Annotated in this window: 16 protein-coding genes, 2 pseudogenes and 1 CRISPR repeat array; of the genes and pseudogenes, 9 read left to right on the top strand and 9 right to left on the bottom strand. The window is 69.6% G+C overall.

Going from position 1 to position 14,648, the window contains the following annotated elements; all coding sequences use genetic code 11:
* The first annotated feature begins 445 nt into the window (after positions 1-445).
* Complete coding sequence (locus tag GT354_RS21720) at positions 446-1,603, top strand: methyltransferase (protein ID WP_161358024.1); 1,158 nt, start codon at positions 446-448, stop codon at positions 1,601-1,603.
* A 266-nt stretch (positions 1,604-1,869) separates the two neighbouring features.
* On the opposite strand, the gene GT354_RS21715 is transcribed toward GT354_RS21720, so the two are convergent.
* Entirely contained in the window at positions 1,870-2,184 is a 315-nt protein-coding gene (locus GT354_RS21715; RefSeq protein ID WP_161358022.1) for a hypothetical protein, read from the bottom strand.
* Positions 2,156-2,737 carry an RNA polymerase sigma factor gene (locus tag GT354_RS21710; RefSeq protein WP_161358020.1) on the bottom strand — a complete coding sequence of 194 codons (582 nt, stop codon included), beginning with the start codon at positions 2,735-2,737 and terminating at the stop codon, positions 2,156-2,158. Before GT354_RS21710 ends, GT354_RS21715 begins: the two co-directional genes overlap by 29 nt.
* A 344-nt stretch (positions 2,738-3,081) precedes the next feature.
* On the opposite strand from GT354_RS21710, the gene GT354_RS21705 reads away from it, so the two are divergent.
* Both GT354_RS21705 and GT354_RS21700 read left to right on the top strand, forming a co-directional pair.
* Entirely contained in the window at positions 3,082-3,474 is a 393-nt protein-coding gene (locus GT354_RS21705; protein WP_346012114.1) for an AraC family transcriptional regulator, read from the top strand.
* A 102-nt stretch (positions 3,475-3,576) separates the two neighbouring features.
* Positions 3,577-3,987, top strand: a complete 411-nt coding sequence (locus GT354_RS21700; RefSeq protein WP_161358018.1) for a VOC family protein — start codon at positions 3,577-3,579, stop codon at positions 3,985-3,987.
* Positions 3,988-4,158: 171 nt separating this feature from the next.
* Here the strand turns inward: GT354_RS21700 and GT354_RS21695 are convergent, their stop codons facing one another.
* On the bottom strand, positions 4,159-4,806 hold the full coding sequence (locus GT354_RS21695; protein ID WP_161358017.1) for a TetR/AcrR family transcriptional regulator: 648 nt from the start codon (positions 4,804-4,806) through the stop codon (positions 4,159-4,161).
* A gap of 115 nt (positions 4,807-4,921) precedes the next feature.
* Between GT354_RS21695 and GT354_RS21690 the strand changes: the two are divergent.
* Positions 4,922-5,844: pseudogene (locus GT354_RS21690) on the top strand (TIGR03620 family F420-dependent LLM class oxidoreductase).
* Positions 5,845-6,057: a CRISPR direct-repeat array (repeat unit 29 nt; unit sequence GGGACCATCCCCGCGTGCGCGGGGAGCAC).
* Positions 6,058-6,438: 381 nt separating this feature from the next.
* A complete protein-coding gene (locus GT354_RS21685; RefSeq protein ID WP_161358016.1) occupies positions 6,439-7,011 on the top strand; it encodes a GNAT family protein in 573 nt (190 codons plus the stop codon).
* A 188-nt stretch (positions 7,012-7,199) separates the two neighbouring features.
* Here GT354_RS21685 and GT354_RS21680 read toward each other — a convergent pair whose 3' ends face one another.
* Entirely contained in the window at positions 7,200-8,144 is a 945-nt protein-coding gene (locus GT354_RS21680) for an NAD-dependent epimerase/dehydratase family protein (protein ID WP_161358014.1), read from the bottom strand.
* 29 nt (positions 8,145-8,173) lie between these two features.
* The gene (locus tag GT354_RS52680; RefSeq protein WP_202512146.1) at positions 8,174-8,377 is read right to left on the bottom strand and encodes a hypothetical protein; all 204 of its coding nucleotides are present in this window, start codon (positions 8,375-8,377) and stop codon (positions 8,174-8,176) included.
* A 166-nt stretch (positions 8,378-8,543) separates the two neighbouring features.
* Between GT354_RS52680 and GT354_RS21675 the strand changes: the two genes are divergently transcribed.
* On the top strand, positions 8,544-8,954 hold the full coding sequence (locus tag GT354_RS21675; RefSeq protein ID WP_346012113.1) for an FAD-dependent monooxygenase: 411 nt from the start codon (positions 8,544-8,546) through the stop codon (positions 8,952-8,954).
* 309 nt (positions 8,955-9,263) lie between these two features.
* Positions 9,264-10,622 carry an MFS transporter gene (locus GT354_RS21670; protein ID WP_161358012.1) on the top strand — a complete coding sequence of 453 codons (1,359 nt, stop codon included), beginning with the start codon at positions 9,264-9,266 and terminating at the stop codon, positions 10,620-10,622.
* A gap of 278 nt (positions 10,623-10,900) precedes the next feature.
* On the opposite strand, the gene GT354_RS21665 is transcribed toward GT354_RS21670, so the two are convergent.
* Positions 10,901-11,281 carry a helix-turn-helix domain-containing protein gene (locus GT354_RS21665; protein WP_161358011.1) on the bottom strand — a complete coding sequence of 127 codons (381 nt, stop codon included), beginning with the start codon at positions 11,279-11,281 and terminating at the stop codon, positions 10,901-10,903.
* A gap of 123 nt (positions 11,282-11,404) precedes the next feature.
* Between GT354_RS21665 and GT354_RS21660 the strand changes: the two genes are divergently transcribed.
* A complete protein-coding gene (locus GT354_RS21660; protein ID WP_161358009.1) occupies positions 11,405-11,713 on the top strand; it encodes a putative quinol monooxygenase in 309 nt (102 codons plus the stop codon).
* A gap of 90 nt (positions 11,714-11,803) precedes the next feature.
* Here GT354_RS21660 and GT354_RS56570 read toward each other — a convergent pair whose 3' ends face one another.
* The gene (locus tag GT354_RS56570; protein ID WP_161358008.1) at positions 11,804-12,496 is read right to left on the bottom strand and encodes a pyridoxamine 5'-phosphate oxidase family protein; all 693 of its coding nucleotides are present in this window, start codon (positions 12,494-12,496) and stop codon (positions 11,804-11,806) included.
* Positions 12,497-12,799: 303 nt separating this feature from the next.
* Between GT354_RS56570 and GT354_RS21650 the strand changes: the two genes are divergently transcribed.
* A complete protein-coding gene (locus tag GT354_RS21650; protein ID WP_202512144.1) occupies positions 12,800-13,264 on the top strand; it encodes a GNAT family N-acetyltransferase in 465 nt (154 codons plus the stop codon).
* 294 nt (positions 13,265-13,558) lie between these two features.
* Here the strand turns inward: GT354_RS21650 and GT354_RS21645 are convergent, their stop codons facing one another.
* Both GT354_RS21645 and GT354_RS21640 read right to left on the bottom strand, forming a co-directional pair.
* Positions 13,559-14,407 (bottom strand): NAD(P)H-binding protein, encoded by an 849-nt coding sequence (locus GT354_RS21645; RefSeq protein WP_161358007.1) that lies wholly within the window; start codon positions 14,405-14,407, stop codon positions 13,559-13,561.
* A pseudogene (locus GT354_RS21640) lies at positions 14,404-14,648 on the bottom strand (PhzA/PhzB family protein); the annotation flags it as partial. The pseudogene GT354_RS21640 and the gene GT354_RS21645, both read right to left, overlap by 4 nt.

Here is a 14,648-nt window from a genome sequence, read left to right as displayed (position 1 = left end):
GGCCCCCGGCCCGGGCCGCACCCTGACGGGCCACGCGGGCCGACTGATCATGGCAGGCCCCGGCGCACGGCTGCGCCGCCGGCCGGTCGTACCGCCCCCGTGATCGGGACCGACGGCGGCGGCCCCCCATACACATGGCACGCGCCTACGGCTACACGTACACACAGGCAGGTGCATACGGTGACGCTCATACGCACACACGCGCACACACTCACGGACACATGAGCACGGGCACACGCATACACACGAGCACACACGCACAGGCAAACAAGCACGGACACGCAAGCGCGTGCACACCCACGCACACAAGCGCGTGCACATCCACGCATACGCACGCGTACACGCACACGCACCCGCACAGAGCGTGACGGGCGGGGTGTTGCGGCAGGGGCCGACTCGGCGTGGTGCGGGGTTCCGTACGGGTCCCGGATAGGCTGGCCGACTAATGAACTCTTTCGTGACGCCCTGGGGCGAGCTCGAGCTCTCCCGTTTCCCCGAAGATCCCCGCGAATTGCTGCGCGCGTGGGACGCCGCCGACGAGTACGTGTTGCGGCACCTCGCGGGAATCGACGACGCCGAGCCGACGAACCTGTCGGGCACCGTGGTCGTGCTGGGTGACCGGTGGGGCGCGCTGACGACCGCGCTCGCCGAACACCGCCCCGTACAGATCAACGACTCGTTCCTCGCCCAGGAGGCAACCCGCGCGAACCTGGCCCACAACAAGGCCGACGCGGACGGGGTACGCCTGCTGTCGACCCGGGACACCCCGCCGGACCGCATCGACGTACTGATCATCAGGGTCCCCAAGAACCTCGCGCTCCTGGAGGACCAGCTGCACCGACTCGCGCCGGGAGTGCACGCGGACACCGTGGTGATCGGCGCCGGCATGGTGACGGAGATCCACACGTCGACGTTGAAGCTCTTCGAGCGCCTCATCGGCCCGACGAAGACGTCGCTCGCGGCGAAGAAGGCCCGGCTCGTCTTCTGTACGCCGGACCCGGCGCTCCCGCGTACCGAGAGCCCGTGGCCGCGCACCTACGCACTGCCGGACGACATCGGCGTCGCCTCCGGCCGTACGGTGACCAACCACGCGGGCATCTTCTGCGCCGAGCGCCTGGACATCGGTACCCGCTTCCTGCTGCGCAACCTGCCGCAGACGCACGGCCACCAGCGCATCGTGGACCTCGGCTGCGGCAACGGCGTGATCGGTACGGCTGCGGCGCTGGACAACCCCGAGGCCGAGATCCTGTTCGTCGACGAGTCGCACCAGGCGGTCGCCTCGGCCCGGGCGACGTTCGAGGCGAACGTCGGTCGGGACCCGGTCACCGAGTTCGCGGTGGGCGACGGCCTGACGGACGTACCGGCCGGGACGATCGACCTCATCCTGAACAACCCGCCGTTCCACACCCACCAGGCCACGACGGACGCCATCGCGTACCGGATGTTCGCCGACGCCCGCAGGGCCCTGCGTCCCGGCGGCCAACTGTGGGTCATCGGCAATCGCCACCTGGGCCACCACATCAAGCTGCGCCGCCTCTTCGGCAACAGCAACGTCGTCGCCAGCGACGCGAAGTTCGTCATCCTGAAGGCAACCAAGCGCTGACGCCTCCACAGGCGACGTGACGACGTCCGGACCGGCCGGGGACCTTCTCGGTCGGTCCGCGACGGTCCGGGACGGTGGCGGCCGACTCACGACCGACGCCCACGCTTACTCGGCCCGCGACCCGGGCCCGCGACTTCGGGGCTCGGATCCTTTGATCCGGGCCCCGGACCCGAGACGCTCGGCCGGGGAGCGGGGCACTGCCCGACCGAGCGTCCGCACGACGAACGCCCGCCGCTGGAAAGGCACTTGGGGTCCATCCCAAGCGACTACAGCGCGACTGGTTCGGCCGGGCGCTCCGCGCGGTGGTCCCGATCCACGACGGTCAGCGCACACCGGCCGTCCGCACACGTGTGTCGCACACGCCCCCGCGAGACGGTTTGAATCAGGCCGACGGTCCAGCACATCGGGCAACCCCGCAGTGCCAGTACGCCAACCGGCAGGAGCAACAGGCCGACCGGGCCGAGGGTCGGGATGCACGCGACCGAGCCGATCAGGCTGCCGAAGCCGATCACGCCCCGAACCAGATGGCGGGGCAGGGACGAACTCGCGAAGTCAGGGCCGTCGGCTTTGGTTGTCGTCATGAGTGTCTCCGGACGCAGGTTCGAGTGTGGGACGCAGCGACTGCTGAACGGCCGTGCGGGCACGGTGCAGCCGCGATTTCATCGCGGGGACACTGAGGCCGAGCGCCTCGGCGACCATCCGTCCGCTGTAGCCCCGGACGTCTCGCATGATCAGCACGTGGCGCTGCTCGACCGGCAAAGCGGCGATGGCCGCAGCCACTTCGCCCGCCTCGATGCGCTCCAGAACCACGTCCTCGGCCGAGCGCACGACGGCATCCGGCAGGGGCGCTCGGGCCGCCCGCATCGTCCGCGCGCGCCGCAGACACTCGTTACGGACGATGCGAAACATCCACGACGCCAACGCTCCGGACGCCCGTAGCGTCCCGATTTTGCGATAGAGGATGATCAAGGCTTCCTGTGCCGCGTCCTCGGCATCCTCGGGAGTGGCGCACAGCGAACGGGCGAATCGCCGCACGTTCGGGTGCGAACCCGACACCAACGCGGTGATCGAATCGACGTCGCCCCGCTGCGCGGCGACGATCAGCCGTTCATCGGGCCAGGACGAGTCAGCCACGGGCTTGCTTGCGCTTGCGCGTCACGAAGTAGACGCACGTGCAGAGCAGTACGGCTCCGACCGCGACGGCGATACCCACGATCATGAAATCCTCCTTGATCCCGTCCGACGATTGTCGGCACATGTACAGGAGGCACGGGCCGGTCGAAAGGATTCGGCCTGCGCACGGAGAAGTCGAGCGCGCGGACGTTCTCCGGACGAGTGGTACGAAAGACGCGGATCGCGTCGCGTGACGAAACGTGACGAGGTGAGACGTGCCGAGCCGATGCGGGACGTGACGAGCGGGTTCCGAGGCCACGCACGACGATGCCACGGTCGACCGGGAACCGTGGTGTGATGACGCCGTGAACCGCGCCACGGAAGAGACCAACCGCCGCATGCTGCGAGCCAGGGACGCGATGGACCGCGCGTACGCGCAGCCGCTGGACGTCCCGGCCCTGGCCCGGATCGCCCACGTTTCCGAGGCGCACTTCACGCGCACCTTCCGGGCCACCTTCGGCGAGACGCCGCACCGCTACCTTCAGCGCCGCCGGGTCGAGCGGGCGATGTTCCTGCTCCGGGAGACCGACCACAGTGTCACGGACATCTGCTTCGAAGTCGGTTTCGGAAGTCCGGGTACCTTCAGCCGAACCTTCCGCGACATCGTCGGCCGGTCGCCGCGCACGTATCGCAAGCAAGCGCCGTCGACGGGCGTACCGACATGTTTCACGATGGCGTGGATGCGGCCGAGCGCCTGAACGTTCGTACATCCCGCGCTTTGGGCAACGCGCGCCGAGCGTGCGCCGACCCGAGCAGTTTTGGATAAGTTTTCGGCCACCGTCCCCACTAGCGTGATGCACATGTTCAACTCCATCACGCAATCGCAGCTGTACGTCCTCGACCAGGACGAAGCCCTCGACTTCTACGTCGGCAAGCTCGGCCTGGAGGTCGCCGCCGACGTCGACATGGGCGTCATGCGCTGGCTGACCGTCTGTGTCCCCGGCCACCCGGAACGCCAGATCCTGCTGGAGAAGCCGGGCGCGCCGGCGATGTCCGAGGAAACCGCGCAGCAGGTCCGCGAGTTGGTGACCAAGGGGGCGATGGGTGGTTGGCTGATCTTCAACACTGAGGACTGCCGCAAGACGTACGAGACGCTGCTGAGCCGGGGCGTCGAGTTCACCGAGGAGCCCACCGAGCGCCCGTACGGAATCGACTGCGGCCTGCGCGACGTTTTCGGCAACCGCATCCGCTTCACCCAGCCGAAGTCCTGAGCACCGGTCCGGAGTTCACGAGCGGAGCCGAATCGCGGCACCCGGCGCGGCGGGTACCGTGAGCCGGTTTCGGCTCGGCTCGGCTCGGCTCCGGATGCCGCTACGGCTCCGCTCCGGGGGGTGGCCTCCGGCTCAACTTCGAGAGCGTGGCCGGCGGCGGCGGAACCGGCCCTAACCGCGCGCGCCGCCGCGCTCACCGTGTACAGCGTCAAGGGCCAGGGCCAGGAGTCGGTCCGGCTGGGCGTCGTCACCGGGCGACCGCGCGGTGGACAGCGCGATCCCGGTGACGAGCCGGAGCAGGTCGTCGGCGGTCACGTCGGGCCGCGCCGTGCCCCACCGTTGCGCCCGCTCCAGCACACCCGCCGCCGCGTCCTGGATCATCCGATGACAGTCGATGCCGAGCGCGTCCGGACCGTCCAACATCAGGGCACTGCCCAGGCCCTGGTTGGCACGGGCGTGTGCGAGAAACGCAGCCATCCATTCGGCCAACGCGCCGTCCGCGCCACCCGCGTCATCCGGATCGCGCGCATCGCCCGCATCGCCCGAGGTCGACAGTCGCTCGGCATGTGCGCAGAGCGATTCGATCCGGCTGCGTAGTACGGCAGTGAGCAGCGCGTGACGGGTAGGGAAGTGCCGGTACAGGGTGCCGGGTCCGACGCCGGCGCGCCGGGCGATCTCGTTCAGGGACGCGTCGGGCCCCGCCGCGGCGAACGTCTCCCGCGCGGCGGCGACCAGCAGTTCACGGTTGTGGCGTGCGTCCGCGCGGCGCGGGGACGCCACCGCTCCCGGGCCATCGCCCCCACCATCATTCTTCGCCATCGTCCACCTTCGGTTCGTGCTCCGGGATAGCCAAACGGAGAGCCTCTCCGTATTGTAGCGAAAGCCAAACGGAGAGGTTCTCCGGAACTGTGGCATGCCTACCCTGGAGCACACCATGACGTCGGACATCGCCGCCTCGACCGAACTCGGCCGGGTCGGCATCTGGACCTTCGCCTTCGAGCACCAACCCGCCACTCGGGTACGGGAAGCCGCTGCGGAAATCGAGGAACTCGGCTATGGGGCGCTGTGGTTCGGGGAGGCGTTCGGCCGCGACTCGATGGGCCAGGCCTGGCTGCTCCTGTCCGCCACGCAACGCATCGTCGTCGCGTCGGGCATCGCCAACATAGCCTTCCGCGACCCGATCGCGATGGCCACGGCGGAACGCACCCTCGGCGAAGCCTTCCCGGGCCGCTACGTCCTGGCCTCGGCGGCCATCGCGTCGACGACACCGTCCACGACATCGACGGCTACCCGATGCCGGCTCCCACCCGCGCGGTCGGCACCCTGCGCACCTATCTCGACTCGATGGACGCCGTCCCGGCCCACGGCCCCGTCCCGACGCCACCCCCGCGCCGACTCCTCGCCGCCCTGGGCCCCAAGATGCTCAAGCTCGCCGCCGAACGCACGTGGGGCGCCCATCCCTACTTCGTCTCCGTGGACCACACCGCCAAGGCCCGTGAACTCATGGGTCCGGACGCCTACTTGGCCGTAGAACAAGCCGTAGTCCTGGATCCCGACCCAACCCGAGCCCGAGCCCTGGCCACCGCCCACGTCCACGGCTACACGACAAGCGCCGCCCACCAACAAGCCAACATCCGCCGCCTGGGCTTCACCGACGCCGACATCACCGGCGGCCCCAGCCCCCGCCTGGTAGACGCAATAGTCGCCCACGGCACCGTGGAATCCATCCAAGCCCGAGTCGAGGACCACCTGAAAGCCGGCGCCAACCACGTATCCATCCAGGTCCTCACCGACAACCCCACCGAACTCCCCATGCCCGAATGGCAAGAACTGGCCCCGGCCCTACTACATCGCTGAGCCACCAACCCCGCGTACGCGGGGAGCACGTCTGCTACGGCACTCCGGCATGGCACATCGGGGGACCATCCCCGCGTGCGCGGGGAGCACTGCGACCAGGAGTTGATTCCCTTGTCGTCGAAGGGACCATCCCCGCGTGCGCGGGGAGCACCGGACGTTCCGGAAGAGGTCGAGGTGCGCGGGGGGACCATCCCCGCGTGCGCGGGGAGCACCCTCCGTGACCTGGGCATTCGGTGCCGGCGGGTGGGGTGAGCGGGCAGTTTTGGAGGATCCGGCTTTTTGGGTAATCGGCATTTTTCGGGTGACTCGTTCAGGACACCGACCGAGTGCCCGAGGCGGATACTACCGGTGATCCTGTGCCCGTCCGGGGGCAGTTGGCGCAGCCGTCTCCCCCGGCAGGGGTCCCACGGCCTTGCCGCGCCGATGCGGTCCGCCGCGATAGGGCGGCGATCGATAGTCCTCGCGGGTACCTGTGCCGACATCCCGGGCCCGGGCCCGGGCCTTGGTGGGCAAGTGTTTCCTTCGTCGAGGGGTCCGGGCCGGGGTCGGATATTCGGTGTACTGCTCACCCCACGAGGTCGCAAGATGGTGCGCATGACTTTGGCGGCTCCCACCCTGCGCACTGCTCGCCTGCGACTGCGACCCTTCACCGCCGCCGACGCGGACCTTCTCTTCGCGTTGCACAGCAGCGCCCGTGTGATGCGCTACTGGGATTCCGCGCCGTGGGCCGAACGGGCCCGCGCTGAACGGTTCGTCGCGATGTGCGGGAAGATGGCGGACGAAGGCACTGGGGCGCGGGTGGCCATCGACCGTGCTTCCGACGGGGCCTTCGTCGGCTGGTGCGGGCTGACCGAATGGGACCCGGACTACCGCAGCGCGTCGCTGGGTTACTGCCTCGACGAAGCCGTATGGGGCAACGGCTACGCGACGGAAGCCGCGCATGTCGTGCTGCGGTGGGCCTTCGACACGCTGGACCTGAATCGGGTTCAGGCCGAGACCGATACGCGCAACGTCGCATCTGCCCGAGTCCTGGAGAAGGTCGGGTTCGTGCGTGAAGGAACGCTGCGGGAAGAGTGCGTCGTGAACGGCGAGGTGTCCGACACCTGGGTGTTCGGGTTGATCAGGCGAGAGTGGCAGCCGTCGGCCGTGCCGATCCCGGCCCCCTGATGGGTCGTTGTATCTCTTCCCAGTCGGCCTCTAACCCCTCCGCCGAAGCCGGCGTCCACGTCACCCGGGTCCGTCGAGACGTCCCGTTCGCGCGAACAACCCGACCCGCTTGAGCAAATCGTCGTACGGGAAGGGAATGTTGCCGGCCCGATCCGGCTGCGCCGGCGTACGCCACGAGCCGGCGGCCACTACCCCAGCAGCCGTCGCTCCTCCGCCGCCGTGAAGCCCTTCCGCAGCGCCGGCTCGCCACGGTCGCGGTCCCACGCCAAAACGTCGGCCACCGTCTTCTCGATTGGGGTCGAGGGCAGGCCAACCGCCCTGGCCCGGGCCGAACTGCGCTGCTGTGTTGGGTGGTTCGGCCTGACCAGCGGGAACATCGGCGGGGCCGCTTCCGGCGAGACCGGCACGAGTTCGATGCGCGTGCCGGCCACTCGCGCGCACGTCTCGATCAACCCGCCCAACGTGATCGGCTCGGCCGGCCCCACCGCGTGGAACACGCCGGGCCGATCGTCGACGAGCAACTGCACCACCAGGCGGGCCAGATCACGTGAGTCGACGACCTGGACCGGCTGCTCGGGATCGGCCGGCAACGCCACCCGGCCGCCCCGCGCGGCTCGGCGCACCCAGTACGTCAGCGTGTCCGAGTCGTCGTACGGCCCGCCCACCTTCCCCGGCCGCACGATCGTCGCCCGTTCGCCGTACCGGGCCGAAACGTCGTCCTCGCAGGCCACTTTGCACGGACCGTACGTCTCGTCGTCGAGCAGTTCGGTGTCCCGCACGGGCGCCCGACGCGGGGTGTCCTCGTCCGACCCCGGCCCGACCCCCGTCTGCGCGTACACCGCGTGGCTGGAGATGAACAGGTAGCGGCCGACCCGATCCCCCAGCGCCTCCATCGCCTGCCCGACGTGGCGCGGGACGTAGCCGCTGACGTCCACCACCGCGTCCCATCGACCGTCGCGCAACGCGTCGTAGTCACCGGTGTCCCGGTCACCGATGAGCCGCGTCGTCCCGGGAAAGAGTTCGGACCCGGTCCTCCCTCGGCCGAACAGGGTCACGTCGAGCCCGGTTCGCAACGCGTCCTCGACGATGGCCCGGCCGACGAACAACGTTCCGCCAAGTACCAGAATTCGCATGGTCGTCGACCCTACCGAACCGAATTCCGTCATCCCGACGCAACTGCGGAATCGGAGTCCCCGGACTCGATCCCCGCCACCATCGTCCGCGCCAACCCCCACGCCGTCTCCGCGTCCACCCGCCCCGCCTGGCCCGTCACGAGCGTGTACAGCGCTCCGCCGAACAGCGTGGCTACGTCGGCGCGCGACGTGTGCAGGCCCAGGGCCGACGTCCTCGCCGGGCCGCCCGCCACGTCAGCCCCGGCAGCCCCGGCAGCCCCGGCAGACCCGTCAGCCCGGTTCGCCGCGTCAGCCCTGTTCGCCCCGTCGATCCCGTCGGCACCTTCGGTTGCGCCCCTGGCCGCCCTGCGCGACACCTTCGGCCACTGGGCCTCTCCGGTCCGCGACACTCTCGCGGCCGTGGTTGATGCCGACGTGGAGTTCTTCGCCCACTATCGCCACAGGGTCCCGCGCACATGGGGCCGCGGTCGGGCGACCGTACTCGGCGACGCCGCCCACACCATGCCACCGACCATGGCCCAAGGCGCCAACCAGGCGCTGGAGGACGCCTGGACACTGGCCGGGGCGCTGCGCCGGACGCCCGGCGCAGCGGGCATACCGCAGGCGCTCACGCACTACGAACGCTCCCGCTCCCGGCGCGCATCGTTGACCGCGCGGCGGGCCGGCCCGGAGACCACCAACAAGTACCTGCCGACGCTCTTCCGCATGATGCCGGACGCCTTGCTCAGCCGGTACTACACCCGCCGGCTGCGACTGGTCAGCACGTACCTGTCCGACGGACCGAAGCGAACCACACCGGTCTCGCGCTGAAGTCGACCACCAGAAAGCCAAGTGTCGCCGCGTCCGGTGCATCGGTTCGTCGTGCGCGGTGCGCGGTGCGCGGTGCGCGGTGCGCGGTGCGCGGTGCGGGGCGGCATGTCCACCGTCGCCTCGACCGTCCACACCGCGCGGGCCCGCCGAACCCGGCCTGCCACAACCCGTGACTATGAAGGCGAATTCCCGCCAGACGACGTCGGTAGCCGAGTGCTGTGCTGGGATCGCCCACCAACCCCTCGCGTGCACCACGTCCACCCCACCTGGCCGTTCACCGCATCCGTCACGACGGGACGAGACCCGACCATGCACCCCACAGCGGCGACACCCACACCCAAACCGTCATCGCCTCCAAATTCCACTTCGAGTTCGAGTTCGAGTTCCACTCCGACTTCGACGCCCACATCGACGCCCCGGACCAAACCGGCACGGGCACCCATCCATGCCGACGAGACCGGTGAACCCGCAGCCTCCACCACCCGGGATCGGCTTGCCGTCGTGTCCGTGACCCTGGGCATCTTCGTCATCGTCACCAGCGAGATCATGCCCATCGGTCTGCTCACCTCCATCGGCTCCGACTTCCGCGTCTCCGACGGAACCGCCGGTCTGCTGATGACCGTCCCGGGGTTCGTCGCCGCGGTCGCCGCGCCGGTGGTCACCGTGGCGACCGGGCGGTTCGACCGCCGGCTGATGCTGGCCGCGCTGACCCTGGTTCTCGCCCTCGCGAACTTCGTTGCCGCCATGGCTCCGAACCTGTGGGTGATGTTGTTGTCGCGGGCGCTGGTCGGACTCACCATCGGCGGCTACTGGTCGATCGGCGCCGGTCTGGCCGGCCGTCTCGTGCGGGAACGATCGGTGGGCCGGGCCACCGCCGTGATCTTCGCGGCCGTACCGCTGGGATCGGTGATCGGCGTGCCCGCCGGCACCCTGATCGGCCATCTCGCGGGCTGGCGTGCCTCGTTCGTGGTGATGGGCGTTCTGTCGGTCGGTGTCTGGATGGCCCTGCTCGCGTTCGTCCCGCCGCTGATGCCGGTCCAGGTGACCCGACTCATCGTGCTTCGGGGCCTGTTGGGTCGGACCGACGTTCGGATCGGCTTGGTCGCGACGCTGCTCGTCGTGGTCGCGCACTTCGGCACGTACACCTACGTCACGCCCTTCCTGCAAGACGTCACGCACGTTGACTCGGGTCGGATCAGCACCTTCCTGCTCGTGTACGGCGCCGCCGGGATCGCAGGCAACTTCCTTGCCGGGGCGGCGATCGCTCGCAGCCTGCGTGCCACCTTCGCCGGCGCTGCGCTCGTGCTGGCGGGCGCTACCGCGCTGTTGCCGGTCGCGGGGCGGTCGGAGGTCGGCGCGCTCGGGCTGCTCGTGGTCTGGGGCGTTGCCTACGGCGCCGTACCGGTGTGCTCGGCGACGTGGTTCGCCCGGTCGGCGCCGCACGCGCAGGAGGCCGCGACCGTACTGTTCACATCGTCGTTCCAGGCGACGATCGGCGTGGGCGCGCTGCTCGGCGGCATGGTCGTGGACGCGATGTCGGTATCGAGCGTGATGGTGGGCGGTGGGGCGATGGCCGCGGTCATGGCACTGCTGGTGTGGGCGCTCGGTACGACGCCAGGACACGAAGGCGACGTGCCACCTCCCACGGCAGACCGACACCGACGGTGAGACGGGCGTCCGGCCGGAATGCCGATGGGAAGCGGGGAGTTGCCTCACCCGGGCGCAAAACCCGACATGGCGCGCGCCGGTTCGAGGGAGCCCGCGAGCCCTTTGGGTGGGTCCAGGTGGCCCGACCGGCAGGGCTGCGACGTGGCCTCGACTCCGCCGATCGGCCCGGTCGCCGGTCTGTACCCGGTCGCCGCCGACGCTACAGCCGCGTCCACCGCCTGGATCCTCGGCCGCGGCGTCGGCCGACCGGTGACTTCCCGACATCCGCGGCGGGCCGCCTACCCGGACTTCGCCCCCGACTGAGCCGCTCGGCCTGCCGGGCCCGCTCCGTCCGCTTCCGCTTCGGCTTCGGCCTCGGCTCGAACGATGCCCAGCAGCCCCGGAAAACGTCCGTCGATGTCGGCCCGCCGAAGTTCCGCCATCCGGCTGTTCCCTCGATCGACCTGACGAATCAGCCCCGCTTCCCGCAGGACCCGAAAATGGTGCGTGATCGTCGCCTTGGAGACGGGCAGCCCGAAGGAACTGCACGTGCGTGCCGTGCCCTCCGGTTCTCGGGTCAGCTCCCCTACGACTCCTCGGCGCAGCGGATCCGCGAGTGCGGCCAGGACCTTGCCGAACTCGATCTCCGGCACCGTCGGATGGCCCTCGTCGTCGGGCATGTGTCGGCTCCTCTCCCCCACACCTGCCGAGGGGCATCAACAGGTACGCCTTGCATCGTACCTCGCGACGACCCTATGGTGCGGAGGTACGAAGATCGTCGTACCAATCGAACGGAAGTCTCCATGACCCACCCGTACAGCCTCGTCGGCGTCGCCCAGCCCAAACCCGAACGCGCTGCCGAACTGCGGGAGTTGCTGCTGTCGTTCGTCGAACCCACCCGAGCGGAACCCGGCTGCCTCGCCTATCACTTCCACGAGGACCGCGCGGACCCGGACCGGTTCGTCTTCTACGAGGTCTGGCGGTCGCGAGCGGACCTGGACGCCCACCTCGCGCTGCCGCACATGGCGGCCTTCTGGGAAAACCGCATGGACTACCTGCAACGCGACCTCGACATCACCTGGCTGAACATGCGCAGCCCATACCCCGCGTAACCGTGGCGCCCGGCCGGCCCCCTACCCCACCTGACCTCGATCCCACGCGAGCCGACCCCGGTCCGACCTCCGGGCCCGGCGACAGCGCGATCACGCGCGCTCAGGAGGGGTCGGACGTACCCGCCGCCCCGTCACACGCCGCGAGCGAATCCGGATACCGACGTCCTCGCGACCCTTCGGCCACGGGCGTACCGCGTCCTCGGCGGACCGCACCTGGGGGTCGATCCGTTCGGCCGTGCCACGCACCAGGACACTCCAACCGATGTGGGCTTCCTCAAGGATCTCGTCCACCTCGAACAGGACCGGCCCCGCGAGCGCGGAGATGGGCGAGTCCGCCGCAGTGCCGAGCAGCACATCGCGGCCGAGCATCACGTAGTTGACCGGCAGGACGAACGGGTCCGGCGCGTCGAGCGCGGCCACTCGGCCGACGAGGTGCAACCGCAGATGAGCGTGGCACTCCTCGTCGGTCATCTTCACCAACTCCCGTGCCGGATCGGGCCCTTGGCCAGGTGGCGGCGGTGGGGTGCGCTGCGTGAACGCGGCGCCGCGCGGGGCGAGGAGGTCGTCGACGGTGGTTTCGAGCGCGGAGGCGAGGCGCGCCAGCGCCGGTCCGGGCAGTTCCATCGGGCTGTCCTCGACGTGAGCCACCCACGAGCCGGGCAACCCGGTACGGTGTGCGACCTCATCGACGGAGAGCCCGAGTTCACGGCGGCGGACGGCGACCCGGCCGGGAAGGGACTCCTCGGAAGGTCGGACCGTACCGGCAGTCTCGTCGCTCGTCACGTCGGTCCACCCTCTCCCTCACACAGACCCGGCCGCCCACTACGTCACTGTGTGTCGAACCCCTGTACAGCCGCGACCGCCGCCCTCCTTCCGAGTGACGAAACCACCCAGGCGGCCGAGGCTGTCGGCGACCGGACCCACCCCGATCGCGTGCACTTGGTCGTCGTCCACAGTGGCGCACGGGCCGCAGGCATTGCGTCAAGGAGTCCGGCCAACCCACTGCGCGGCACGGATCTTGCCCGAGGCGATGAACCCGACCGACCGCCCGCACCTTCGACCACCGAGTGGTGACAGCATGGCCGCATGGATGCAGTGGGCCTGAGCGAGTTCGTCGTACGCCGCGTGAGTGAGTCCGAGGCGGACGTATTGATCGGCCTCGACGCGGTCGCGATCGACGGTGACGACGAGCGGCAGGCGAGCATCCGAAGGTGGTGCCGGCAGGGCCTGGCGGTCGTAGCGGAAGATGCGTCCGGCCCGCTCGGCTACTGCGTGGTTGAGTACACGTTCTTCGAACAGGGCTTTGTCACGATGCTGATGGTGGCGCCGCCCGCCCGTGGCAGGGGCGTTGGCCATCGGTTGCTGGAAGCCGTGGCGTCCTCGTGCACGACCCCGAAGCTGTTCACCTCGACCAACGTCTCCAATCAACCCATGCAGCGGCTGCTCCAACGAGCCGGGTGGAGCCCGGTCGGCCTGCTCCACGGGCTGGACGAGGGCGACCCCGAGTTGTTCTACATCTGCCGACGGCAGATCGGAGCGACACACCCGTGACCTGAAACCGACCACCCTGGTTGATCGGATGTGTCGTCTCGATGCACCCGCGCGGCCTCGTCTCGTCCTGTCTTCTGCGACGTCTCGCATACACGTCTCGGCGCTTTGATCCAAGAGTCGGCCGACCCACGGCTCGCCCGGTGTGAGTCGGATCCGCGTGAGCGGCGCGGTTCCGAGCGCCGGAGGTGACCCGGGAGGCAATTGCGACAACTTCGCCGACGTCCGAGCGACCAGGAAGGGCCGGGTCGAGCTTGCGCGGGGTCTCGAACCGGAACCGCTGGTCGTCCTGGCATATCAGCTGCTGCGTCGCATCTCCCTTTCGAGAAGGGCACGGAAGGTGCGTGGGGGGCGACCGGTGAGGCGCTGGACGGTGTCGGTGATGCGGTCCTCCGCCCCTTCGGCGATGGCACGGTCCATGCCGGCCAGCATCTCGGCGAACTCCACCGGTATCAGCGCCGTGAGGCGATCGCGCATCTGCTCGTAGGACAGACGGCGGTGGACCACGAGCCTGCCGGTGACTTCCGTGATGATCGTGGCGATGTCGTCGTAACCGAGCGCCTCCGGTCCGGTGAGGACGAGATCGGTATTGGGAGCGTGTGCGTCGGTCAGGGCGTGAACGGCGACGGCCGCGATGTCCTCGGCGTCGATGAAGCCGACCCGGCCGCTCCCGGTCGCGGTCCGGATGATGCCGTCTTCACGGATGCTCACGGAGTGCGCGTGCGCGCCGGTGAAGTTCTGCATGAACCATGAGGGCCGGAGCACCGCCCACTGTTCGAACAGATCGGGCAGGGCCTGGTGCACCTTTCCCACCGCCGGGCCGCCCTCGGGTATGGCCGAGGAGCTGAGGAGCACCGCGCGGTGTGCGCCGGCGGCGCGGGCCTGCCGGAGGAACGGCAGCATGACGGTCGCCGGGTCGGAGTCGCCCACGGGCGGGATGAGGTAGACGCGGTCGACTCCGTCGAGGGCCGCGGCGTGGGTGGCGGGGGCGTACCAGTCGAAGGCGACCGGCTCCGTATCGGGGACCTGGGTGGCATGGCGGCCGGCGGCTCTGACGTGGTGGCCGGCGGCGGTCAGTTGCGCGGCGGTGCGGCTGCCGGTGGTGCCGGTGGCGCCGATGACCAGAGTGGTGCCGGTGGCGGTCATCGGATGCTCCCGGCGAAGTCGGTGCCGGGTGTGAGGACGGCGAGGGGGTTCCAGTAGTCGCGGTAGGAGGTGATGCGCCCGTCCGTGATGGTGACGACGGCGATGTAGGTCATGTCGAAAGCGCTGTCGGTCTCCACCAGTCGGCCGACACCGCGCATCTCGACCACGATGATCTCCGGTTCGGTGGTCTCGTGGATCCGCAGTTCCGGGAAGTCGTACAGATCGATGTGGTCGGGGTAGT

It is taken from the genome of Streptomyces sp. SID3343 (assembly GCF_009865215.1).
Lineage (GTDB): Bacteria > Actinomycetota > Actinomycetes > Streptomycetales > Streptomycetaceae > Embleya.
Note: the sequence above shows the minus strand (reverse complement) of the source record. Positions and strands in the feature narration are given on the sequence as shown.

Bases quoted from the DNA above. Each gene is read 5' to 3' on its own strand.
- GT354_RS21720 (WP_161358024.1), top strand. From the start codon at position 446: ATGAACTCTTTCGTGACGCCCTGGGGCGAGCTCGAGCTCTCCCGTTTC.
- GT354_RS21715 (WP_161358022.1), bottom strand. From the start codon at position 2,184: ATGACGACAACCAAAGCCGACGGCCCTGACTTCGCGAGTTCGTCCCTG.
- GT354_RS21700 (WP_161358018.1), top strand. From the start codon at position 3,577: ATGTTCAACTCCATCACGCAATCGCAGCTGTACGTCCTCGACCAGGAC.
- GT354_RS21695 (WP_161358017.1), bottom strand. From the start codon at position 4,806: ATGGCGAAGAATGATGGTGGGGGCGATGGCCCGGGAGCGGTGGCGTCC.
- GT354_RS21685 (WP_161358016.1), top strand. From the start codon at position 6,439: ATGACTTTGGCGGCTCCCACCCTGCGCACTGCTCGCCTGCGACTGCGA.
- GT354_RS21680 (WP_161358014.1), bottom strand. From the start codon at position 8,144: ATGCGAATTCTGGTACTTGGCGGAACGTTGTTCGTCGGCCGGGCCATC.
- GT354_RS21670 (WP_161358012.1), top strand. From the start codon at position 9,264: ATGCACCCCACAGCGGCGACACCCACACCCAAACCGTCATCGCCTCCA.
- GT354_RS21665 (WP_161358011.1), bottom strand. From the start codon at position 11,281: ATGCCCGACGACGAGGGCCATCCGACGGTGCCGGAGATCGAGTTCGGC.
- GT354_RS21660 (WP_161358009.1), top strand. From the start codon at position 11,405: ATGACCCACCCGTACAGCCTCGTCGGCGTCGCCCAGCCCAAACCCGAA.
- GT354_RS21650 (WP_202512144.1), top strand. From the start codon at position 12,800: ATGGATGCAGTGGGCCTGAGCGAGTTCGTCGTACGCCGCGTGAGTGAG.
- GT354_RS21645 (WP_161358007.1), bottom strand. From the start codon at position 14,407: ATGACCGCCACCGGCACCACTCTGGTCATCGGCGCCACCGGCACCACC.